The 20,650-nt window shown below is 63.9% G+C and carries 20 protein-coding genes and 1 tRNA gene; 13 read left to right on the top strand and 8 right to left on the bottom strand.

Translation table 11 applies throughout. The features are described from left to right. Positions 1-50: 50 nt before the first annotated feature. The 3 genes from F579_RS0109745 to F579_RS0109735 all read left to right on the top strand — a co-directional run bounded on the left by F579_RS0109745 (position 51) and on the right by F579_RS0109735 (position 3,029). The gene (locus tag F579_RS0109745) at positions 51-482 is read left to right on the top strand and encodes an Hsp20/alpha crystallin family protein (RefSeq protein ID WP_019023384.1); all 432 of its coding nucleotides are present in this window, start codon (positions 51-53) and stop codon (positions 480-482) included. Positions 483-724: 242 nt separating this feature from the next. Continuing rightward, positions 725-1,639, top strand: coding sequence for a DnaJ C-terminal domain-containing protein (locus F579_RS0109740; protein WP_019023385.1), 915 nt, complete (start codon positions 725-727; stop codon positions 1,637-1,639). 37 nt (positions 1,640-1,676) lie between these two features. Beyond that, positions 1,677-3,029 (top strand): DegQ family serine endoprotease, encoded by a 1,353-nt coding sequence (locus F579_RS0109735; RefSeq protein ID WP_019023386.1) that lies wholly within the window; start codon positions 1,677-1,679, stop codon positions 3,027-3,029. A gap of 90 nt (positions 3,030-3,119) precedes the next feature. Here F579_RS0109735 and F579_RS0109730 read toward each other — a convergent pair whose 3' ends face one another. Together F579_RS0109730 and moaD are read right to left on the bottom strand one after the other, a co-directional pair. Continuing rightward, complete coding sequence (locus F579_RS0109730) at positions 3,120-3,557, bottom strand: molybdenum cofactor biosynthesis protein MoaE (RefSeq protein ID WP_019023387.1); 438 nt, start codon at positions 3,555-3,557, stop codon at positions 3,120-3,122. A gap of 1 nt (position 3,558) precedes the next feature. After that, positions 3,559-3,792 (bottom strand): molybdopterin converting factor subunit 1, encoded by a 234-nt coding sequence (moaD, locus tag F579_RS0109725; RefSeq protein ID WP_019023388.1) that lies wholly within the window; start codon positions 3,790-3,792, stop codon positions 3,559-3,561. Between the two features lie 45 nt (positions 3,793-3,837). On the opposite strand from moaD, the gene moaC reads away from it, so the two are divergent. The 5 genes from moaC (at position 3,838) to F579_RS0109700 (ending at position 8,107) form a co-directional block, all read left to right on the top strand. Further along, a complete protein-coding gene (gene moaC / locus F579_RS0109720; RefSeq protein WP_018139471.1) occupies positions 3,838-4,329 on the top strand; it encodes a cyclic pyranopterin monophosphate synthase MoaC in 492 nt (163 codons plus the stop codon). Beyond that, positions 4,326-6,554: an AsmA family protein gene (locus F579_RS0109715; RefSeq protein ID WP_019023389.1), complete on the top strand. Its 2,229-nt coding sequence runs from the start codon at positions 4,326-4,328 to the stop codon at positions 6,552-6,554. The genes moaC and F579_RS0109715 overlap by 4 nt, the downstream gene beginning before the upstream one ends. Positions 6,555-6,624: 70 nt before the next feature. Continuing rightward, a complete protein-coding gene (gene mutY, locus F579_RS0109710) occupies positions 6,625-7,680 on the top strand; it encodes an A/G-specific adenine glycosylase (protein ID WP_019023390.1) in 1,056 nt (351 codons plus the stop codon). Further along, a complete protein-coding gene (locus tag F579_RS0109705) occupies positions 7,664-7,939 on the top strand; it encodes an oxidative damage protection protein (protein ID WP_019023391.1) in 276 nt (91 codons plus the stop codon). The genes mutY and F579_RS0109705 overlap by 17 nt, the downstream gene beginning before the upstream one ends. 92 nt (positions 7,940-8,031) lie before the next feature. Next, a tRNA-Phe gene (locus F579_RS0109700) sits at positions 8,032-8,107 on the top strand. A gap of 127 nt (positions 8,108-8,234) precedes the next feature. On the opposite strand, the gene F579_RS14665 is transcribed toward F579_RS0109700, so the two are convergent. Then, positions 8,235-8,495 carry a helix-turn-helix domain-containing protein gene (locus F579_RS14665; protein ID WP_019025616.1) on the bottom strand — a complete coding sequence of 87 codons (261 nt, stop codon included), beginning with the start codon at positions 8,493-8,495 and terminating at the stop codon, positions 8,235-8,237. Between the two features lie 163 nt (positions 8,496-8,658). Between F579_RS14665 and def the strand changes: the two genes are divergently transcribed. Beyond that, positions 8,659-9,195, top strand: coding sequence for a peptide deformylase (def, locus tag F579_RS0109690; RefSeq protein WP_019023393.1), 537 nt, complete (start codon positions 8,659-8,661; stop codon positions 9,193-9,195). Between the two features lie 3 nt (positions 9,196-9,198). Here def and F579_RS0109685 read toward each other — a convergent pair whose 3' ends face one another. The 3 genes from F579_RS0109685 to F579_RS15130 form a co-directional block, all read right to left on the bottom strand. After that, the gene (locus F579_RS0109685; protein ID WP_018874185.1) at positions 9,199-9,618 is read right to left on the bottom strand and encodes an SRPBCC family protein; all 420 of its coding nucleotides are present in this window, start codon (positions 9,616-9,618) and stop codon (positions 9,199-9,201) included. A 57-nt stretch (positions 9,619-9,675) separates the two neighbouring features. Further along, positions 9,676-9,996, bottom strand: a complete 321-nt coding sequence (locus F579_RS0109680; protein ID WP_018874184.1) for a hypothetical protein — start codon at positions 9,994-9,996, stop codon at positions 9,676-9,678. A 243-nt stretch (positions 9,997-10,239) separates the two neighbouring features. Continuing rightward, positions 10,240-12,147 (bottom strand): ATP-dependent endonuclease, encoded by a 1,908-nt coding sequence (locus tag F579_RS15130; RefSeq protein ID WP_081616919.1) that lies wholly within the window; start codon positions 12,145-12,147, stop codon positions 10,240-10,242. 470 nt (positions 12,148-12,617) lie between these two features. Between F579_RS15130 and F579_RS0109670 the strand changes: the two genes are divergently transcribed. Beyond that, entirely contained in the window at positions 12,618-13,031 is a 414-nt protein-coding gene (locus F579_RS0109670; protein WP_019023395.1) for a (deoxy)nucleoside triphosphate pyrophosphohydrolase, read from the top strand. After that, complete coding sequence (locus F579_RS0109665) at positions 13,028-16,228, top strand: DEAD/DEAH box helicase (protein WP_026300972.1); 3,201 nt, start codon at positions 13,028-13,030, stop codon at positions 16,226-16,228. Before F579_RS0109670 ends, F579_RS0109665 begins: the two co-directional genes overlap by 4 nt. 43 nt (positions 16,229-16,271) lie before the next feature. Here the strand turns inward: F579_RS0109665 and galE are convergent, their stop codons facing one another. Beyond that, complete coding sequence (gene galE, locus F579_RS0109660) at positions 16,272-17,324, bottom strand: UDP-glucose 4-epimerase GalE (protein ID WP_019023397.1); 1,053 nt, start codon at positions 17,322-17,324, stop codon at positions 16,272-16,274. Positions 17,325-17,383: 59 nt separating this feature from the next. Next, positions 17,384-17,920: a YdcF family protein gene (locus tag F579_RS0109655; RefSeq protein ID WP_196800378.1), complete on the bottom strand. Its 537-nt coding sequence runs from the start codon at positions 17,918-17,920 to the stop codon at positions 17,384-17,386. Between the two features lie 562 nt (positions 17,921-18,482). Here F579_RS0109655 and F579_RS0109650 point away from each other — a divergent pair. Beyond that, on the top strand, positions 18,483-19,121 hold the full coding sequence (locus F579_RS0109650; RefSeq protein ID WP_019023399.1) for an XrtA/PEP-CTERM system exopolysaccharide export protein: 639 nt from the start codon (positions 18,483-18,485) through the stop codon (positions 19,119-19,121). Between the two features lie 133 nt (positions 19,122-19,254). After that, positions 19,255-20,649 (top strand): TIGR03013 family XrtA/PEP-CTERM system glycosyltransferase, encoded by a 1,395-nt coding sequence (locus F579_RS0109645; RefSeq protein ID WP_019023400.1) that lies wholly within the window; start codon positions 19,255-19,257, stop codon positions 20,647-20,649. Position 20,650 lies beyond the last annotated feature (1 nt).

Raw genomic sequence — 20,650 nt, 5'->3', positions numbered from 1 at the left:
TATCTCCATGGGTGAGTCAGAGTTGACACCCGGAAGAGGAGGGTAAAGCCATGACAATGATGCGTTACGAACCGTGGAGCCTGCTGGGTCAGCTGTCGCGCGAACTCGGCCGTATGCCGGATGTGCCCGGCTCGGACGACTCCGCCGCGACGTCCGACTGGGCACCGGCCGTCGATATCCGCGAGGAAACCGATGCCTACGTGCTGCACGCCGACATCCCCGGCGTGGACCCGAAGGACATCGAACTCCACATGGAGAATGGCGTGCTGACCCTGCGCGGCGAGCGCAAGCACGAAAGCGAAGAGGAAAAGAACGGCTACAAGCGGATCGAGCGGGTGCGCGGCACCTTCTTCCGCCGCTTCTCGCTGCCGGACACCGCGGATGCGGAAAACATCTCGGCGCGCTCCGAGAACGGGGTGCTGGAGGTTCGCATCCCGAAACAGGCCCGTGTGCAGCCGCGGCGGATCGAGATCGCCAGCTGATCCGGCACCAAACCCGTCCGCAACCGCTGGGGCTGCGGACGATTCGGGCGCTGCCGGCGCGAGCGGGCGGCGCCCGGTTTTTTGGAAGTCAGCAAAGGATGCATGCGAGGCGACTCACAAGACCGATACACGGGTGACAGCCGGATCCCGGCTATGATGGGGAGAGACGGTTACGAACCGACAACCCGCGGAGGGATCCGGGTGTTCCCCGGGGTTCGAACAGAGGCAACTCTGGGAGTGCAATGGAATACAAGGACTACTACAAGATCCTCGGCGTCAGCCGCGACGCCAGCCAGGACGCCATCAAGAAGGCGTACCGCAAGCTGGCGCGCAAGTATCATCCGGACGTCAGCAAGGACCCAGATGCCGAGACGCGCATCAAGGAGGTCAACGAGGCCTACGAGGCCCTCGGCGACCCGGAAAAGCGCAAGGCCTACGACCAGCTCGGCTCCAACTGGCGCCAGGGGCAGGACTTTCGTCCGCCGCCCGGATGGGACGGCTGGACCCAGCACCGTGGCGCCGGTGCCGGAGGCGGGGCCGATTTCGGCGGCTTTTCCGATTTCTTCGAGTCCATTTTCGGCGGTGCCGGGATGGGCGGCGCGGGCCGTCGCCGCGGTGCGGGCGGCTTCAACATGCGTGGGGCCGACCGCGAGGGCCGGGTCGAGATCACGCTCGATCAGGCACTGAAAGGCACCGAGATCTCCGTCAACGACGCCGACGGGCGCGTGCAGCGCGTGCGCATCCCGGCGGGAGCCAAGGACGGCTCGCGCCTGCGCGTACGCGGCCAGGGCGATCCGGGCGTGGGCACCGGCGGGGCCGGCGACCTGCTGCTGGAGATCCGCATCAAGCCCGACAGCCGCTACCGCGTCGAGGGCCGCAACCTTTACCGCGACATCCCGATCACTCCCTGGGAGGCCGCACTGGGCGCCACCATCGAGGTCCCCACGCCGCACGGCTGGGTCAACCTGAAAATCCCGGCGGGTTCGCAGTCCGGCAAGCAGATGCGCCTGAAGGGCAAGGGTCTGCCCGGCAAACCACCCGGCGACCTGTACCTGAAGCTGATGATCCAGACCCCGCCCGAGGACGAGGCCGGCGACTGGTACCGCAAGATGGCGGAACAGTCCTCGTTTGCGCCGCGCGCGGGGCTGACACCGTAGTTCACGGATACGTAGTGCACGGACACAAGGAGCGCGCATGCGTCGGCTGGTCTCTTTCCTGATTCTGCTGTCGACCCTGGCCTGGGCCGGCCCGACGCTGGGACAGCTCCCCGCCGAGGTCGACGGCCAGCCCCTGCCCTCGCTGGCCCCGATGCTGGAACGCACCATCCCCGGGGTCGTCAATATCGCCACCCGCGCCCGCGTGGTGGAATCCGTCAGCCCGCTGTTCGACGACCCGTTCTTCCGCCGTTTCTTCGACATGCCCGAGCGCCAGCGCGAACGCGAGCGCCAGGGGCTCGGCTCGGGCGTAATCGTGGATGCGGCCGAGGGCACCATCCTGACCAACAGCCATGTGATCGCGCGCGCGGACGAAATCCTCGTCACCCTGTATGACGGCCGCCAGTACGAGGCCGAGGTGGTCGGCACCGACCCGGCAACCGACGTGGCCGTGATCCGCATCGACGCCGAGAACCTGCGCGCGATCCCGCTGGCGGACTCCGATGCCCTGCGCGTTGGCGACTTCGTCGTCGCGATCGGCAACCCGTTCGGGCTCGGCCAGACAGTGACCAGCGGCATCGTCTCCGCGCTGGGACGCAGCGGCCTGGGCGGCTCCGGGTTCGAGGACTTCATCCAGACCGATGCCTCCATCAACCCGGGCAACTCGGGCGGTGCGCTGGTGAACCTGCGCGGGGAACTGGTCGGCATCAACACCGCCATCCTGGCGCGCGGCGGCGGCAACATCGGCATCGGCTTCGCAATCCCGACCAACATGGCGCGCCAGATCCAGGACCTGCTGGTGGCCGAGGGCCGCGTCGAGCGCGGCGCGCTGGGCGTCGGCATCCAGGACCTGACACCGGCGCTGGCGCAGGCCTTCGATCTCGACATTACCCAGGGCGCGGTCATTACCGACGTACAACCGGACTCCGCCGCGAGCCGCGCCGGAATCGAGGCCGGCGACGTGGTGCTGACCGTCGACGGACAGTCCGTGCGCAATGCGGCGGACCTGCGCAATCGCCTGGGTCTGCTGCGGGTGGGAAGCGAGGTGGAGATGCTGGTCCTGCGCGACGGACGCGAGCGCACCCTGACCGCGCGCCTGGAACGCCCCGAGATCCGTCAGGCCGAGGGTGCGGCGATTCATCCACGGCTGGAGGGCGTGCGCCTGGCGGAGCACACCCCGCCCGGCGCCAGCCGCAGCCGTGTCGTCATCATCGACGTGGAGGCGGGCACCCCGGGCGCCCGCGCGGGGCTACGCCCCGGCGACGTGCTGCTGGCGGTCAACCGCCAGCGCGTGGAGCACCTGGCCGACCTGCCGCGCCAGCTATCGCCGCACCAGGCGCTGGAGCTGCAGTTGCGCCGCGGCAATCAGACGCTCTATCTGACGCTGCGCTAATGCCGGACTGCCTCCCCCCTCCGGCTTTGGCAGGGGCTTCGCCTGCAAGCAGGCGCCCACAAGGGTTCTGCCACCGCATGTGGTGACGGATCAGGAGCCGGGGGTGTTTTTCTCGACCCAGCGGTCGCTGCCGTCGGCGAGGCGTTCGCGCTTCCAGAACGGGGCCTCGTGCTTGAGGCGCTCCAGGATGGAGGAGCAGGCGTCGCGCGCGGCGATCCGGTGCGCGGACCAGGTGGCCACCAGCACCAAGGCATCCCCCGGCCGCACGTCCCCTACGCGATGCGCAACGAGGCAGCCCAGCAGCGGCCAGCGCGACTCGGCCTCGGCGACGATGCGCTCGAGTTCGCGCTCGGTCATGCCGGGATAGTGTTCCAGGAACAGCCCGGTCACGGTGTCGTCTTCGTTGAAGTCGCGCATGCGCCCGACGAACACGCTGGCGGCCCCGCGCGCCTCGGCCGGGATGTCCCGCTCGGCACGGGCCACCAGTGCCCAGGGGTCGAAGTCGTCGCTGTAGAGCTCGACCGCCACCTCAGCCCCCGGTCACCGGCGGGAAATAGGCAACCTCGTCGCCGTCCCGCACCAGCGTATCCAGCGCGGCCTGCTCCTGGTTAACCGCCACCATCAGGCGTTCCGGCGGCGCATCGCCATGCAGATGCCGCCAGAGATCGCCCACGGAGATCGATTCGGTGGGCAGGTCAGCCTGCTCGTCGGCGCGCCCCATTTCCTCGCGCAGGCGTGCAAAGTAGTGAACAGTTACGGTCATGCGGGCCCCTGTCATCACGGGTTCAAGTCAAGCATTATAGCGACGATGAACGATTTCACTCACTTCGATGCCGAAGGCCATGCACACATGGTCGATGTCGGCGACAAGTCGATCACCCACCGGGTGGCGATTGCCGAAGGCCGCATCCACATGCAGCCGGAGACCCTGCAGCGTATCCGCGAAGGCCGCCATGCCAAGGGGGACGTTCTGGGGATCGCCCGTGTCGCGGGTATCATGGGAGCCAAGCGTACCGGTGACCTGATCCCGCTGTGCCACCCGATTGGTCTGACGCGGGTGGCCCTGGAACTGGATATCGAGAGTACCGCCGTCCGTGTGCAGGCGACCTGCGAGGTCCACGCCAGGACGGGCGTGGAGATGGAGGCCCTGACCGCGGTCTCCACCGCACTGCTGACGGTGTATGACATGTGCAAGGCCGTGGACCGCGGCATGGTGATCGATGGCGTGCGCCTGCTGGAGAAGCGTGGCGGCCGCAGCGGCACCTGGCGGGCGGACACGACGCAAGGAGAACCCCGATGAAATGGATCAAGCGCCTGCTGGCCCTGATCGCGATCCTGTTGCTTTTGGCCGTGATTGTCGCCGTTTACCTGGTCGCGACCTTCGACGCCAACGACTACAAGGAGCGCATCGAGGCCGAAGTTCGCGACGCCACCGGCCGCGAACTGACCCTGGAAGGCCCGATCGGCCTGACCTTCTTCCCCAACCTCGGTCTGCGCCTGGAAGAGGTTCGCTTCGGCAACGCCGAGGGCTTTGGCGACGACCCCTTCGCCGAACTGGATGTCGTCGACGTCTCCGTTGCGGTGATGCCGCTGCTGCGCCGCGAGCTGGACGTGCGACACATCGAGGGTGATGGCGTACGCCTGAACCTGGCGCGCGACGAAGACGGGCGCACCAACTGGGACGACCTGACCGAGCGTGCCGAGGAGGCTCGCGATGACGCCGTCACCGGCGACAACGGCGAGGAACGCACCGCGACCGAATCGCGCCTGGCCATGGAACGTATCGGTATCGCCGGTGTAACCCTGACCAACACCCGGGTGCACTGGGACGACCGCATGACCGGGCTGCAGGCCACACTGGACCCCTTCCGCCTGGAGGTCGGGCGCTTCCGCCCCGGCGTGGAGACGCCGCTTGAGATGGAGGCCGTGATCCGCGCCGAGGGCGGTGACCTGGACGAACCGGTGGAGTTCGCGATGGACCTGGAGGGCCTGATGAATGTGGACCTCCTGGGCAATCGCTATTCCATCCGCCGCCTGAACGCGAACTTTGGCGTAGAAGGCGCCGGCCTGCCGCGCCCGGTCGGCGTCTCGCTGGAAACCGACGTCGCGCTGGAAATTGCTGACGAGACCAAGATGCGCTTTGAACGCGTAACCGTTGGCCTGGGTGATGCGCGTCTGACGGGCTTGACCGAGCTGACCGGGCTGGGCGCCGGCGAGGAGCTGGCTGTGCGCAGCGAACTGCGCAGCAATACCTTCTCGGTGCCGGAACTGATGGAAGGCATCGGTCTCGAACCGCCCAAAACCAACGACCCGGACGCCTTCAAGCGCGTGGCGCTGGACCTGTCGGCCCGCGGCAGCCTGACGTCGCTGGAGCTAAGCCCGTTCCTGGTGACCATTGACGACACGCGACTGACGGGCAATGCCCGGTGGGACACCAGTGGCGAACGACCGATGTTCGACTTCAACCTGAGCGGCAACGAGCTGAACCTCGATCGCTACCTGCCGCCCGAAGTGGAGGAGGCCCGCACCGAGGGCGGTCCCTCCAATGGCGAACGCGACGACGATGACGACATCGCCATCGAGCTTCCGGTGGAGCTGCTGCGCGGGATCGACGTACGCGGCGAGATGGCACTGGAGCGCCTGGATGCCCTGGGCATGGTGATGCGCAACATCCAGCTGGAGATCCGCGCCAACGAAGGCGACTGGCGCATCGATCCGCTGGAAGCGCAGGCCTACGAAGGCCAGCTGACCAGCCGTGTGCGCGTCGACGTACGCGATGACACGCCGCGCTACGAACTGGCGGCCGACCTGGCCGAGCTGGACATCGGCGCTCTGCTGGAAGACATGCAGGGCGATGACGCACGGCTGATGGGCATCGGCGATCTGGAACTCGATATCGCCACCCGTGGCAATACGGTCAACGCGCTGCGCAGCGCGTTGAACGGCTCCGGCTCCATGCAGTTCTCCGACGGTGCCGTTCGCGGCATCAACGTCGCCCAGGTGATCCGCCGAGCGGAGGCACGCCTGCGCGGCGAACAGCTGGAAGAGGACGAACCCAACCAGACCGACTTCAGCGACCTGACTGGCACCTTCGACATTCGCGACGGTGTCGTGCACAACGACGACCTGGTGGCCAACTCTCCGCTCCTGCGCGTGCGTGGCGAGGGCAGCGCCGACCTGACGGACGACACCCTCGACTACCTCCTGAACACCACCATCGTGGGCACCCTCGAAGGCCAGGGAGGACGGCCTCTGGAAGACCTGAGCGGCATCCGCCTGCCGATCCGTATCTCGGGTACCTTTGGCGACCCCAGCTTTCGGCTCGATCTGGAAGACATCCTGCGCGAGCGCTTCGAGGGCGATATCCGCGAACGCCTGGGCGAAGAAGAAGACCGCCTGCGCGACCGCCTGATGCAGCGCCTCGACGGCGATCGCAGCGACGACGCCGAAGGCGAGCCCGAAGAATCCGGCGAACGCGACCTGCGGCGCGAGCTGGAGCGCGGCCTGCGCGAGCGCCTGCGGTAATCGTGCCGGCGAACTCGGCAGTCAAGCGGCCGGCCTTCAAGGTCGGCCGCTTCGTTTCGACGTCCCCGCGATGACACCCTTTGCCGAACGCCTGCTCGTCTGGTTCGACCGGCACGGGCGCAGCGACCTCCCCTGGCAGCACCCGCGCACGCCCTATCGCGTCTGGGTCTCCGAGATCATGCTGCAGCAAACACGCGTGGAGACGGTGACCCCGTACTTCCTGCGCTTCATGGAACACTTCCCCGACGTCGAAGCACTCGCAGCCGCCGAGCAGGACACGGTGCTGCATCTGTGGTCCGGCCTCGGCTACTACGCCCGCGCCCGCAACCTGCACCACGCCGCACAGCACATCGTGAGCGAGCATGGCGGGGTCTTTCCGGACACGCGCGATGCCCTGGAACAGCTCCCGGGCATCGGCCGCTCCACGGCCGCCGCCATCATCGCCCAGGCCCACGACCGCCCGGAACCCATCCTGGACGGCAATGCCAAGCGCGTGCTCGCCCGCCACGCGGCCATCGAAGGCTGGCCCGGCAGCCCGGCCGTGCAGCGGGAACTGTGGGCCGAGGCGGAGGCACGCACCCCGACCACCCGCTGCGCCGACTACACCCAAGCCATCATGGACCTCGGTGCCCTGCTGTGTACGCGCACGCGCCCGGACTGCCCGCAGTGCCCCGTAGCCGGCGACTGCCAGGCACTGGCGCAAGACCGGACCGGAGAGCTGCCCGCGCCGCGCCCGCGCAAGGGCCTGCCGACGCGCATCCGCCACGCCGCCCACCTGCAGACCGCGCAGGGCAGCCTGCTGGTACAACGCGCGGCACAGGGCATCTGGGGCGGGCTGTACAGCCTTCCCGAGGCAGCTGAGGCGCCCGAACTCGACGAGTGGGTGCGCAGCCAGTGGCCGCAGGCCGAGGCACACGACACCACCGGGTTGCGCCACACCTTCAGTCACTACCACCTGGACCTGCGCATCCACTGCTACCGGCTCCCGCCGAACGCGTGTGGGATCATGGAAGGCGACAGGGCGATTTGGTATAAACCCGGCACATCACGGGCGGTCGGCATCCCGGCTCCCATCCAGCGTTATCTGCACGAATACAAGGATTCCGGCAATGGCACGAACCGTTAACTGCGTAAAACTCGGGCAAGAGGCCGAAGGCCTGGACTTCCCGCCCTATCCCGGCGAGATGGGCAAGAAGATCTACCTGAACGTGTCCAAGGAGGCCTGGCAGGCCTGGCTGAGCCACCAGACCATGCTGATCAACGAATACCGCCTGACCCCGGTCGACCCCAAGGCGCGCAAGTTCCTGGAAGAGGAAATGGAAAAGTTCCTGTTCGGAGATGGCTCGGAAAAGCCGGAAGGCTTCGTCGACCCGAACCAGTCCTGAATCCAGGCAGTTCGGCGGCGATCGCTTGACGTAGCCGCCCCGGACCGCTTTAATACCGCCCTTCGCCCGAAGGGCGAATCCCTCCGAGAAATGGCCGGGTAGCTCAGTCGGTAGAGCAGGGGATTGAAAATCCCCGTGTCGGCGGTTCGATTCCGTCCCCGGCCACCATTATCTCTCCTGTGGCACCATCCTTCCCATGAGCGTTCGCCGTATCCTGCGCGTGGACCCCCGACGTGCGTCGTGCCTTCGGCCTGGTACCTGATCCGACTTTGAGCGTCCCCGAATGGCTTGATGGCTATGCGGCCGACTCATGCTCGACATCCCAGCCCGGGAATACGAGTACGGCGGGGTGGCAGCGCAATGCCCTTGCCAGGACCTTGGCACGATCAACACCGAGTCGTACGCGGCCATTCTCAATGGCCGAAATGGTCGACTGGGGGATCCCGGAGGCATTCGCCAGATCGTTCTGGCTCATTTCCTGAAGCTCACGCAGGATCCGGACCGATTCGCCAACCGAAACTTCGACCCTCTTGTTTGCCTTGCGATAATCACTCATGTCACTCACGCCCTCCCGTAATCGTGGGGAGTTACTACCTTCTCGACCTGTACAAGGACCTTTGGATACGACCCCGGCAAGGTGGCAGCCGGCCAGGTCATTTCCTCTTCAAACGCGCCGGGCAGCGAACGTTCTTCGTCGCTGTGGCACTATTGATGATGCCATGAGCGTTCGCCGTATTCTGCGTATAGGGCACCCCGACCTGCGTCGCGTCTGCGACCCGGTACCCGACTCGGACTTTGACAGCCCCGGGCTCTACGCCCTGGTGGACGACCTCGTCGATACCATGCACGCCAGCGAAGGCCTCGGCCTGGCTGCTGCCCAGATCGGCGTTCCGCTACGCGTAGCCGTGATCGAGATCCAGCCGGGCAATACCCGTTACCCCGGAGCCGTGCCGACCGGCCGCCTGGTCCTCGTCAACCCGACCGTGACCGTGCTGGACCCAACCCCGCAACGCTACTGGGAAGGCTGCCTGTCCGTACCCGGGCTGCGCGGGGAGGTTGCCCGGCCGCGCCACATCGCCGTGGACTACTACGAGCCCGACGGCACGCCCCGCCACCTGGAACCCGAAGGCTTCCTCGCCACCGTGTTCCAGCACGAGATCGACCACCTCGACGGCACCCTGTTCATCGACCGGGTCACCGACACCACCCGCCTCGCTTTCCTCGACGAATACCGCGAGTTCCACGCGCAGGCGTAGGGATCACGCCCCGTGGAGCCGCGGCCAGGCGTTGCGCACTACCTCCGCCCCCAGCGCATCCAGCAGCGGGTGGGCCGCCAGGCCGAGCAGGCCATCGGTCAGGGGATTTTCGTCGCCGCAGCGCACGGCCAGTTCCAGATGCGTACCGCGCGCGCTCGGCGTCAGCCGATAGCAGCCCTCGCAGGACAACCCGGCCAGCGCGCGCCAGCCGAGCAGGCGCGGCGGGACCGCGACCAGCACCTCCACTTCGAACGTCAGCGGCACCCCGGCCACCCGCACACGCCAGCGGTAGCGCTCGGGCCCGACGCAGGTGATGGACTCGATGGCCTCGCTGTAGGCGGCGAACGCCTCCACCCGGGCCATCAGCTCGAACACCGCCTCCGGAGTGGCGTCGATCTCCATCTCGTGGTGGATCACCGCCATCGCCCACCGCTCCAGGCTGCAGGGTCGCCGCCGGTCGGGCCGGCGGCGCAGGCCCGATCAGTCGTGCACGATGATGCGGGAGCCCGAGGCGTCGATATCCACGCGGGAGCTGGAGTAGGCGCAGGCCTTCGCGATATCTTCCAGTCCCGGCATGTCATTGAGCTCCGCCAGACGATGCAGCAGGCTGCCGCCTTCGCAGTCACGCGGCATCCCACTGTCGTCCAGTGTGCAGCCGAATTCGCCCTCGTTCACCGACCAGTCCATGTCGGCCGGCATCTTCAGCACCACCGGCTCCTCGTGCATCACCTGGAACTTCGCCCGCATGGCGTTCTTGCCGTCCTGCCAGTCGAGCACCGGCATGTTGTCTACGCTGCGCATGATGTGCCTCCTTCGCGATTCCGCGAGGTTGCAACGGATTCCGTCGGGCCGTTATCTGCCCCTGTCCTTTGACGCTAGACCCCATTCCCGAGGCGGTCAAAGGTGGCCCTGGAAGTGATGGGGAAGGGGCTTTGCCGTATTTCATCAACGGCATGGTGGATTGCTTCGGGGAGGGACAGCGCAGGGCAAAAGGCAAGGTCTGACCCCGTGGCCTCCTGCTGATCCCCTTGTTAGCTTCCTTAGCTAGGTCGATAGCATCTCATTTACGAGATCCTGCAGTGCTTCCGACCTAAGGCCAGACTCCCAAGCGCTCTCTAAAGCCCGTGATACTGCGAGAGGGTTTTTATTCAAGCCGCCAGCATTGCCGTAATATGCAGACGCTTGATCCATATGCTGCGTCCATTGCTCACCGAACTCCGGGCCGACCGTCTTTGTGATATTCGTCTGCCACATCCTGAGATTGTTCTTTTCAACATGGTGATCCGGCCAGTTTTCGCCTTTATCGTGCCCCAATAAGTGCAAAATGGCCGCATTGTCTTTCTTGTGCTTTCCAACTTCTGAATCTTTAGTCTTGTCCGTGTCGGCATCGCAAACTACAAAAACATCAATATCGAGTAGCTTGGCAATGGCTAAAGGCTTTATCAGTTCACTTTTCCCGCCTACCGGAATAATGTTGTACCCAGAGCTCCTAAAATCGTCATATCTCTCCATCAACTGTATATACGATGTTATATAGGCCACATCTTCCACACCCTCAACTAACACAAGCCTTTTGCTGAAAAACATCTCACTGATTTCTGGGCGTAGAGTTGGATAAAGCTTCGCAACCATACCGCTTTCTTTTACGGGATTTTCGCCGGCCCTCTCCAGTTCTGACGCGAGCTCACCATATTTCAGGGAGGAAACGGCGGAGCAAGCGGGGATGCCAGACTCCCTAACAAGTCTCACTTTATGAAAATCATCGCCCGGTATAAAATGAGGACTGTGAGAGCATAGGATGATCTGCGACTGGTCTCTTGATAGCTCCTGTAAAACCTCTGAGAGATAACGAGCTTGGGGTGGATGCTGATAAAGCTCTGGCTCCTCGATGGCCATTATTAGAGCTGGGGAGTTTTCATCGTCCAGATCTGCAAGTTCTTGTAATAGAGTTAGAAGATAAGATCTCTGCATACCGTGACCAAATCTTGCGAGCTCACTTTCAAAACCCTTCTCGCCAATCTCAATACGGGCAAAGGGCTCTTCAATTTTAATTGATTTTTCAGCGTCACTTTTCCAGAGAACTTTTGCTGTGGCGCTGGGGTTTGCCCATAGTTTCAATTTTCTTTCAAGCGAATCAGATACGCTCGAAAGAACCCCCTGCTCCTCGTCCAACATTTCTTGATAGTTTTGCCGCAGATCATCTTTTAGCTCATTCACCTTTTGTGTGAAATTTACCTTGGCCCTGATTGCTCTAGACAGGAGCTGACCAAGCGCTGAGTTTTTGCTTTCTTCCGCCTCCTCGGAAAAATCTTTCGACGCGGAGACAAAGACCCACTGCAAATGAGGTGCAAGCCGATTGGCTCCTTTGGAAACTCCGTAGAATTGATCTTCACTTGGAATCAAGCTACAGCTATCGGGATTGGATGCTTCAAATTCAATTAGTGCCGCTGCCATATCAGCTTTCGAGCTAGCCGCTGGAATGCCAGGCCATTTTTTCCTTAGCTGTCCATAAATCTCTTTCAATTCTTTGGCGGGGGTCTTCGATTTATCCGCTTCAAACCAAATCTTGAACTCAGTCATGCCAAGTCGGTTTCCGTATTGCTTCACCTCAGCTCGCTCAGTCCCTTCATCGTAGTCAGCTTGTGCAGTTACAACGAGCTTTTCTTGCCTTACGTAATCAGCCAAATCCTTCTTTGCTTCATCTGATAGGTCTCTGAATGTGACGGTTATCAAAATTGGATCAGAAGTATTCTTATGATGGAAGTCATCAGCAGATAGCTTGCTCAAGTCCGTTTTAGAATCTTTATGTTGTCGGAAGAATACGTTCAGCGCATTAATGACGGTTGACTTACCGGCACCATTTGGCCCCACAAAACAGTTGTAATTATCAAATTCTATCGTTTCGTCTTTAAATGCGCGAAAGTTCTGTATTCGTACCGATTCCAATTTCATTTTCAATCCTTGATTTCGACGCTAACAGTAGATTAGCCAGAATCTGTCATATTGGTGGTATACAGATTCTGCATGTCATCTCGGTGTTTTTCTCTCGATGGCACACCACCACAGATAAACCATTCTTTTATCATGGTATTAGGCGTCGCGTCGAGCGGCAGAACGGCGCACCCGCTTGGACGAACAACATTCGGTTTGTTCTCCACGACTTACATCGGTCGGCCGGTCCAACGCAGGTGGGAAGAAATGGCTGATATTGCGTGCCTCCGGGTGGACTGAGTCGGATCGAGACGAGGAGATTGGCGGCAGGGGCGTGACAGAGCACGGTGTTTTACAGAATCCGTATATCACCGTTATCGCAGTGTCGCGTGACGGAACTAGGCACCACGCGTGCCCGAGAAACGAGCGTCCGGCGGGAGCCGTGGCCGCGTTCCCTGGTACGATCGGACCAGGCGAAATGGAGAGCCGTGTTGGAAACGCTCATAGAAGCGAATCAGGCGGTGGTGGTCTGCGGCGTTCTGGAGGATGCACAGGGGCGGATCTTTCTGGCGCGTCGCGGGGCCGATCAAGCGCTGGCGGGGTATTGGGAATTTCCCGGTGGGAAGGCGGAACCGGGGGAAGACCTGGAGGCTGCGTTGTGCCGCGAATTTCGGGAAGAGCTGTCGATGGGGCTCCGGGTGGGGGAAGAGATCGGGCGCACGCCGATTCCGGGTAATGGAGGCCTTGAGTTGGTGGCGCTGCGCGCGTGGACGGATGACGAAAGCCCGGTGCTGACCGTGCACGATCGGTGGTGCTGGGTGTCGCCGCAGGAGGGGCGCGGGCTCGAGCTGGCGCCGGCGGACATCCCATTGCTCGAAACCTTTATCGCTGCACGTTCGGAATGAGCCGAGATAGTGCCGTCAAATCCCTGTCCGGCGCCCAATGGGTCGGCTTGCATGAACGATTAGATACGCCGCGGTTACGGCAGGCGCTGGAGGCCTTGGGGTTGGAGGACCACGCCCGCTGGAGCCAGAGCCTAGAGGGCGACGATCTGGGGATGAGCCTCGTCGCCGAGCTGTCTCAGCGGCTCGCGGAGCGCGCGGGTGAGCTGCGGGAAAAGGGACACGACGACTGGACGCGGGCCGTGCAGGGGCTGGCGGATGCGTTGGCGGCGGCGGGGCATCCGCTTTCGGGGATCGAGGAGGACCTTCCGCAGCCGCCGTTTCGGCAGTTGCTGGAGGTGCGTTCCCCGTCGGCTGATCAGGTTGGGCAGCAGGAGACGCCACGGCCGGATGTTCCGCTGGCTCTGTCCAGCCTGCTGACTGGATCCGATCGTACACCCAGCCTGATCACGCAGATCGAGAAGGAGCTGGCCAGTGCGGAGCGGGCCGACTGGCTGGTGTCCTTCATCAAGTGGAGTGGCATTCGCGCCCTGCGCGAGACGCTGAAGCGCTTTACGGAGACCCCGACGGCCGATGGCTCGCCCAGGCTGCGGATCGCGACGACCTCGTACCTCGGGGCTACGGATCTCAAGGCGATCGAGTTTCTGCTAAGCCTGCCGAACACCGAGATTCGGGTCTCGTACGACACGCACCGCACGCGCCTGCATGCGAAGGCTTACCTGTTCCATCGCAACACAGGCTTCGGTAGCGCCTACATCGGCTCGGCGAATGTCTCGCGGGTGGCGATGGATGAGGGGCTGGAGTGGACGGCCAAGGTCAGCGAATACGAGCTGCCGCATATGTGGCGCCAGATCCAGACCTCGTTCGAGGCGCATTGGGCAGACCCGGCGGAGTTCGAACCGCTCACCACGGACGACTTACCCCGCCTGCAACAGGCACTGGAGTCGGAATCCAGCTCGGGACCAGCAGCGCCGAAAGACGCCACCGCGTTCTTCGACCTGCGACCGTATGCCTTTCAGCAGGAGATCCTGGAGGACATCCAGCGCGAACGCCGTTCGGGGATCGCCCGCCATCTGGTGATCGCGGCCACCGGGACCGGCAAGACCATGATCGCCGCGTTCGACTATCGCCGCTTTGCGCGCGAGCAGGCGGATAAGGGGCGCCCCTCGCTGCTGTTCATCGCCCACCGCGAGGAGATCCTGCGTCAGGCGATGGCCAGCTTTCGGCAAGTGCTGCAAGACCACGAGTTTGGCGATGTGCTGGTGGGCGGGGCGCGCCCGAGTCAGGACCGCCACCTGTTCTGTACGGTGCAGAGCTGGAACGCCCGAGACCTCGATCGGCTGGCCCCGGAGCATTTCGATTACGTGGTGCTGGATGAGGCGCACCACAGTACCGCCGGCAGCTACCAGCGCATCCTCGATCATGTGCAGCCCAAGTGCCTGCTGGGCCTGACGGCGACGCCGGAGCGCACGAATGCCGATGACATCCGCAAATACTTCGGGCAGCGCTACACGCACGAGATCCGCCTGCCGGATGCGATCGAGCGGCGCCTGCTGGTGCCGTTCCATTACTTCGGTGTGGCCGACCATGAGTCCGTGGATCTGCGCCGGGTGAGCTGGCGGCGCGGGGGCTATGACGCCGAAGAACTAGAAGGGGTGTTCACCGGCAACCGGGCACGCGCCGAATGGGTTCGGCAGCAGGCCCATGAGCACGCCACGGACCCCGGCTCGGTCCGAGGCCTGGGTTTTTGCATCAGTCGCGCCCATGCCCGATTCATGGCCGAACATTTCTCGGCCAAGCAGGTGCCCAGCGCGGTGCTGACCGGCGACAGCTCGGATCACGAGCGTCAGTCGGTACAGCGCGACCTGCGCGAGGGGCGCATCCGCTTCATCTTCACGGTGGACCTCTACAACGAAGGCGTGGACCTGCCGGAGGTAGACACCGTTTTGCTGCTGCGCCCGACCGAGAGCCTGACGGTCTACCTGCAGCAGATGGGCCGCGGTTTGCGCTTGCACGAGGGCAAGCCGCACCTGACCGTGCTGGATTTCGTCGCGCCACAGGATCGGCGTTTTCGTTATGCCACTCGGTTCCGGGCCCTGAGCGCGCGGCCGGAGAAGCGGGTGGATCACCAAATCCAGGAAGGCTTCCCTTGGTTACCCAGCGGCTGCCTGATCCACCTCGACCGCCTGGCCACCCAGCACGTCCTCGACAACATCCGTGCGCAGATCAACCGCCAGCGACCGCAGCTCGTCCGCGAGCTGAAGGACTGTTTCCGGGAGGACATCGACTCCGCCAGCCTGCCCAAGATGCTGGACTGCCTGCATATGGATGAAGCGGAAGACCTGCTGCGCAAGGACCTGCCCTCCCGGCTGCGCGCGGACTGCGGAGGCGAGTCGACCGAAGCGCTGGGCCCCTATGCCAGCGGCCTCAAACGCGGGCTGCAGCGCTTGGCGCGGTGTGACGATCACCAGTTGCTGGAAACCCTTCAGACCCATCTGGCGCAGCCGGCCGCGAACGTGGAGCAGCTTGCCGAAGAAGATCGGCTCCGGCTGACCCTCGTCCACAGCACCCTATGGGGCAAGACGCGGCCGGGGAACGGGGACCTAACCGCCGTGGATGCCTTCGTCCGCGAACAGCGCCCTCTGTACCGGGATCTCCAGGAAGTCGCCGCCTGGCGACATGAGCGTATCGTCCCCGCCAGCGGCATCACCTTCCCGGAGCAGACGGGGCCGCTGGAACTGCACGCGTCCTACACCCGCGAGCAGATCCTGCTGGCGCTGGGACTTGGCAGCCTGGAGAAGCCGATCACCCAGCAGGAGGGTGTGCGGCACGTACCGGAGCGACGGGTCGATGCGTTGTTCGTGACCCTGGAGAAATCCGAACAGGAGTTCTCGCCCACCACCATGTACGAGGACTACGCCCTCAACGAGCGGCGGTTCCACTGGCAGTCACAGTCCGGCACCTCCCCCACCTCGGAGACCGGGCAGCGTTACATCCACCACGAGGCGCGTGGCTACACCCCCATGCTGTTCATTCGCCGGGCTAAGCGTGATGCGACGGGCCTCAGTGAGCCATTCACCTTCTGCGGCCCGGTGCGCTACCAGCACCACAAGGGCAGCAAGCCGATGAGCATTGTCTGGGAGCTGGATTACGAACTGCCCGCCCGGCTCCTGCACCTCGCCCGCCGCACGGTCCTGTAACGGGAGAGGCTGCCCGCTTGAGGACGACCGCGTCGGCGGAGGATCAGGGGGCGCCGTAGGCGTGGGCGGTGGTTTCCGGCATGGGCAGGGGGTGGAGCCGGACGGCCAGGTGGGGTGCGGCGGCGGTGGTCATGCGGCGTTCCCAGGTGAGGGCGTGGCGGACGATGAGGTCCAGATCGTCGTATTCGGGTGACCAGGCCAGGAGCTCGCGGATTCGGGATGCGTCTGCGGTCAGGGCGGGCGGATCGCCGGCGCGGCGGGGGCCATGGATGACGGGGAATCGGTAACCGCTGATGCGCTGCACGGACTCGAGGACCTGCAGCACGCTGTAGCCGTGGCCATAGCCGCAGTTGAGGGCCTGCGAGGAGCCGCCCGCGACCAGGTAGTCCATCGCGCGAAGGTGGGCCGCGGCCAGATCCTCGACATGGATGTAGTCGCGGACGCAGGTGCCATCGGCGGTTGGGTAATCGGTCCCGAAGACGGTGATGCTTTCGCGCTCGCCCAGGGCGGCCTGGCAGGCCACCTTGATCAGGTGGGTCGCGTTGGGAGTGGCCTGGCCCAGCGTCCCGTCGGGGGCCGCACCGGCCACGTTGAAATAGCGCAGACAGACGTAACGGAGATCACTCGCCTGGCCGAAGTCGGCGATCATCCGCTCGGACATCACCTTGGAGGCGCCGTAGGGGTTGATGGGCAGCAGCGGACTGGTTTCGTCGACGGGGTTATTTTCCGGGATGCCGTATACCGCGGCGGTCGAGGAAAAGACGAGGAAGCGCACGCCCGTCGCCTGGCACCCCTCCAGGAGGTTCAGGGTATTGCGTGTGTTGCTGCCGTAGTACCCCAGCGGATCGGCCAGCGACTCCGGGACGACGATCCTGGCGGCGAAGTGCAGAACGCCGTCGAACGCGTAGTCCGCAAGGACACTGTGCAGGCGCTGGCGGTCAGCCATGTCGCCGACGATCAGCGCGGCATGCCCAATGGCCCAGCGGTGCCCCGTGCTGAGATTGTCGTACACGACGACGTCGTGACCATCGGCCAGCAACTGGCGCACGACATGTGAACCAATATAGCCCGCTCCACCGGTTACCAGGATTTTCATCGTCGAACCTTCGCCTCGTCGTTGATCGAACGGCTGTAATAAAAGAGTGTCGTGCCGGGCTATTCCGGCCCGTATTGCCAGCGATACCAGGTCATGCCCCAGTACTCGTGCAGTGCGAGCCAGCTGGCCCAGAGCGCACTGGCCTGTGGGCGAAAGCCCTCCAGGGACCAGCCGTTATCTCGCGGCACATAGGCGCCAGTCGGGGCCGGGATGACCTCCAGCCCCGCGCGCTCGAATGACCATGTGGCGCGCGGCATGTGGTGGGTATGGCTTACGAGTGCCACGCGCTCGATCCCCTCTGCGTGCAGCTGCTCGGCGGAATGCCGGGCATTGCCCCAGGTGTCGCGTGCATTGGGTTCCCGCAGGATCGGGTGGACGCCATATTCCTTCAGTACCTCTGCCATGTAGTCGGCTTCTGGAACTCGCCCCTCGGGGCCACCCCCCGAAACCATCACGGGCAGCCCGGTGCGGTGGTGCAGGTACGCCGCGTAACGCAGGCGCACCAGTGCAAGGTCGTGGACGGTCTCGCCCGAGAACTCCTCGGCTCCACTGCGATACCCCGCCCCCAGCACCACAATCGCTTGTACGTCCGCCAGCTGGTTGTCGTCCGGCGGCGCAAAACCCTCCTGTAAAGGCTTTATGAGGGCGTAACTAAATACAGGAGTAGACAAGGAATAGCTCAACAGAAGGCCGATTACCAACAGCACTTTTCCAACATTTGTTCGGTAAATAGCCCACCCGATAATGGCAAGTATGAGAGGACCGGAAGGAGGTAGCAGAAGCCAATTGGCTAGCAGACGCAGAGGGATGGGGTCCAACGTTTTTCCCCGGTAGTAGACGCAAAATGAAGGACCCTATTTTGAGCCCACCAACGGGATTTTAAAGGACCAAATAAACCGAACGGAAAACACCCCATCGTCAGTCTAAAGACTGATGGTCTGAGCCGAGGGTCACGTCTAACATCGATTATCCAGGGGAATAGCCAATACTAATAAGTGCTTGCTATTGCCCGCACCGTTCCGAGGCTAAACGGAGACTGGTCCGGGCACGATCAGGGCCGGGTCCGGGTTTCGCCGGACAATGAAGTCGGCGGTGTCAAATTGGACTGACTCAAGGAAGCGGAAGCGTTTCCTTACACGCCCAAAGGGGAGACAAGCGATGACCGTCAAGACCAGCCCACAAAGCGCTTTTATTGTTCTTATTTTGTCCCTGGCATTCGTGCTGGTGACGACCAGCGCCTGCACCACCACGCCCTATCCGGATGCCCCCTCGACCGTGGAAAAAACGGTGGTGGACCAGTACATCATCGGTCCCGGAGACACGCTGAATATCGCGGTCCGCAACAACCCGGACCTGTCCACCGCAGTGGCGGTGCGACCGGATGGCCAGATCACCACGCCGCTGGTGGAGGACGTGCAGGCCAGCGGCCGGACGCCCAGCCAGCTGGCGCGGGACATGGAGGACAAGCTATCCGACTTCCTCCGGGATCCGATCGTGACGGTGATGGTGACCAGCTTTGCCGGCCCCTATGACCGCCAGGTGCGCGTGATCGGTCAGGCGGCCGAGCCGCAGGCGCTGCAGTACCGCGAAGAGATGACGGTGATGGACGTGATGATCGCGGTCGGCGGGATTACCGATTTCGCGGCCGGCAACCGCGCCGTGCTGGTACGCAACGAAAACGGCGAGCGCCAGCAGTACCGCGTCCGCCTGAACGACCTGATCTACGGGGGCGACATCTCGGCCAACGTGGACATGTTGCCGGGCGACATCCTGATCATCCCGGAACGCCGCTTCTGACCGGCGCGGGCGCGGCAAGGCCTCTTGTCGCGCCCGCGGGTTACAAGCCAAGCGGACGACCCGGTTTCGGGAAAGAAACAGGCATCGATCGTCTCCCCGGCTCTGGGGGAGGTGACCGGGGGGCATCTTGAGCATGCGCATACTTGGACATTACGTATCGCGGCGAGTCCTGGCGCTGGTGGGGCTGGAGCTGGTTGCGATCTACATTGCGCTCTACCTGTCACTTGCCCTGTTCGTGCTGTCGCAGGGTCCGGTCGATCCCTGGATGCCGGAACTCCTGATCGCCGTGGCGGTGGTGTTGTTCGCGGTGATGCTGGTGGGGCTTTACGAGCAGGAGTGCCTGGCAACATTCAACCTGCGATCCGCTGTGGTGCGCCTGGGCGGGGCCCTGATCCTGGCCGGTGGCGCGCTGGCGATCTACGGGTTGTTCACGGCCAGCAACATACTGACCCCAGCGATCGTGGGAAGTGGCGGGATCATCCTGCTGGCAAGCCTGACGGCGGAGCGCAGCCTCTTTCGCGGGCTGTCGGAGACCGACGCCTTCAAGCGGCGCGTCCTGGTCCTGGGCACGGGCAGCCGTGCGCGCTCACTGGAGATGCGCCATGCCAGAGCCGACGGGGGCGATACCACCTATCAGGTCGTCGGCTATGTGGCGACCGAACGCGAGACCGACCGGCTGGTGGACCAGCAGCGACTCTGGGTGCTGGACGACAAGACCAACCTGCTGGATGTGGCGCGCTCGCTGCGGGTGGAGGAGATCGTGGTGGGGATGCGCGAGCGCCGCGAGAACCTGCCGATCAACCAGCTGCTGGAATGCAAGCTCAACGGCATTCGCATCACGGACCTGTCGACCTTCTTTGAACGAGAGGACCGCCAACTCCAGCTGGACGGAATCAACACCAGCTGGCTGGTGTTTGGCGAGGGCTTCCGGCAGTACTGGCCACGCACAGTGGTCAAGCGCAGCTTCGATCTGGTCGCGAGCACGGCCCTGCTGGTGGCGACCCTGCCGGTGATGCTGCTGACCGCGATCGCCATCAAGCTCGACAGCCCGGGGCCGGTGCTCTACTGGCAGACCCGGGTCGGCCAGGGCAACACGCCGTTCGAGATCTGCAAGTTCCGCAGCATGCGCAGTGATGCCGAAGGGGACGGCGTGGCCCGCTGGGCCAGCGGCGACGACGACCGCATCACGCGCGTGGGCCGGGTGATCCGCAAGCTGCGCATCGACGAGCTGCCGCAGATCATCAACGTATTTCAGGGGCGCATGTCGTTCGTGGGGCCGCGCCCGGAGCGCCCGGTGTTCGTGGAACAGCTCAGCAAAGAGATCCCGTATTTTCTCGCCCGCCACAGCATCCGCCCCGGCATCACCGGCTGGGCCCAGGTGCGCTACGCCTACGGCGCGTCGGTCGAGGATGCACGGCAAAAGCTCCAGTACGACCTGTACTACGTAAAGAACCACAGCCTGTTCATGGATCTGATGATCCTGTTCGAGACGGTCCGCGTCGTCCTGTTTGGCCGCGGGGCCCGCTGAG

The organism is Thioalkalivibrio sp. ALJ21 (genome assembly GCF_000378605.1).
Lineage (GTDB): Bacteria > Pseudomonadota > Gammaproteobacteria > Ectothiorhodospirales > Ectothiorhodospiraceae > Thioalkalivibrio.
Note: the sequence above shows the minus strand (reverse complement) of the source record. Positions and strands in the feature narration are given on the sequence as shown.

Coding starts and splice junctions, on each gene's coding strand:
- F579_RS0109745 (WP_019023384.1), top strand. CDS start 51: ATGACAATGATGCGTTACGAACCGTGGAGCCTGCTGGGTCAGCTGTCG.
- F579_RS0109740 (WP_019023385.1), top strand. CDS start 725: ATGGAATACAAGGACTACTACAAGATCCTCGGCGTCAGCCGCGACGCC.
- F579_RS0109735 (WP_019023386.1), top strand. CDS start 1,677: ATGCGTCGGCTGGTCTCTTTCCTGATTCTGCTGTCGACCCTGGCCTGG.
- moaD (WP_019023388.1), bottom strand. CDS start 3,792: ATGACCGTAACTGTTCACTACTTTGCACGCCTGCGCGAGGAAATGGGG.
- moaC (WP_018139471.1), top strand. CDS start 3,838: ATGAACGATTTCACTCACTTCGATGCCGAAGGCCATGCACACATGGTC.
- F579_RS0109715 (WP_019023389.1), top strand. CDS start 4,326: ATGAAATGGATCAAGCGCCTGCTGGCCCTGATCGCGATCCTGTTGCTT.
- mutY (WP_019023390.1), top strand. CDS start 6,625: ATGACACCCTTTGCCGAACGCCTGCTCGTCTGGTTCGACCGGCACGGG.
- F579_RS0109705 (WP_019023391.1), top strand. CDS start 7,664: ATGGCACGAACCGTTAACTGCGTAAAACTCGGGCAAGAGGCCGAAGGC.
- F579_RS14665 (WP_019025616.1), bottom strand. CDS start 8,495: ATGAGTGATTATCGCAAGGCAAACAAGAGGGTCGAAGTTTCGGTTGGC.
- def (WP_019023393.1), top strand. CDS start 8,659: ATGAGCGTTCGCCGTATTCTGCGTATAGGGCACCCCGACCTGCGTCGC.
- F579_RS0109685 (WP_018874185.1), bottom strand. CDS start 9,618: ATGGCGGTGATCCACCACGAGATGGAGATCGACGCCACTCCGGAGGCG.
- F579_RS0109680 (WP_018874184.1), bottom strand. CDS start 9,996: ATGCGCAGCGTAGACAACATGCCGGTGCTCGACTGGCAGGACGGCAAG.
- F579_RS15130 (WP_081616919.1), bottom strand. CDS start 12,147: ATGAAATTGGAATCGGTACGAATACAGAACTTTCGCGCATTTAAAGAC.
- F579_RS0109665 (WP_026300972.1), top strand. CDS start 13,028: ATGAGCCGAGATAGTGCCGTCAAATCCCTGTCCGGCGCCCAATGGGTC.
- galE (WP_019023397.1), bottom strand. CDS start 17,324: ATGAAAATCCTGGTAACCGGTGGAGCGGGCTATATTGGTTCACATGTC.
- F579_RS0109650 (WP_019023399.1), top strand. CDS start 18,483: ATGACCGTCAAGACCAGCCCACAAAGCGCTTTTATTGTTCTTATTTTG.
- F579_RS0109645 (WP_019023400.1), top strand. CDS start 19,255: ATGCGCATACTTGGACATTACGTATCGCGGCGAGTCCTGGCGCTGGTG.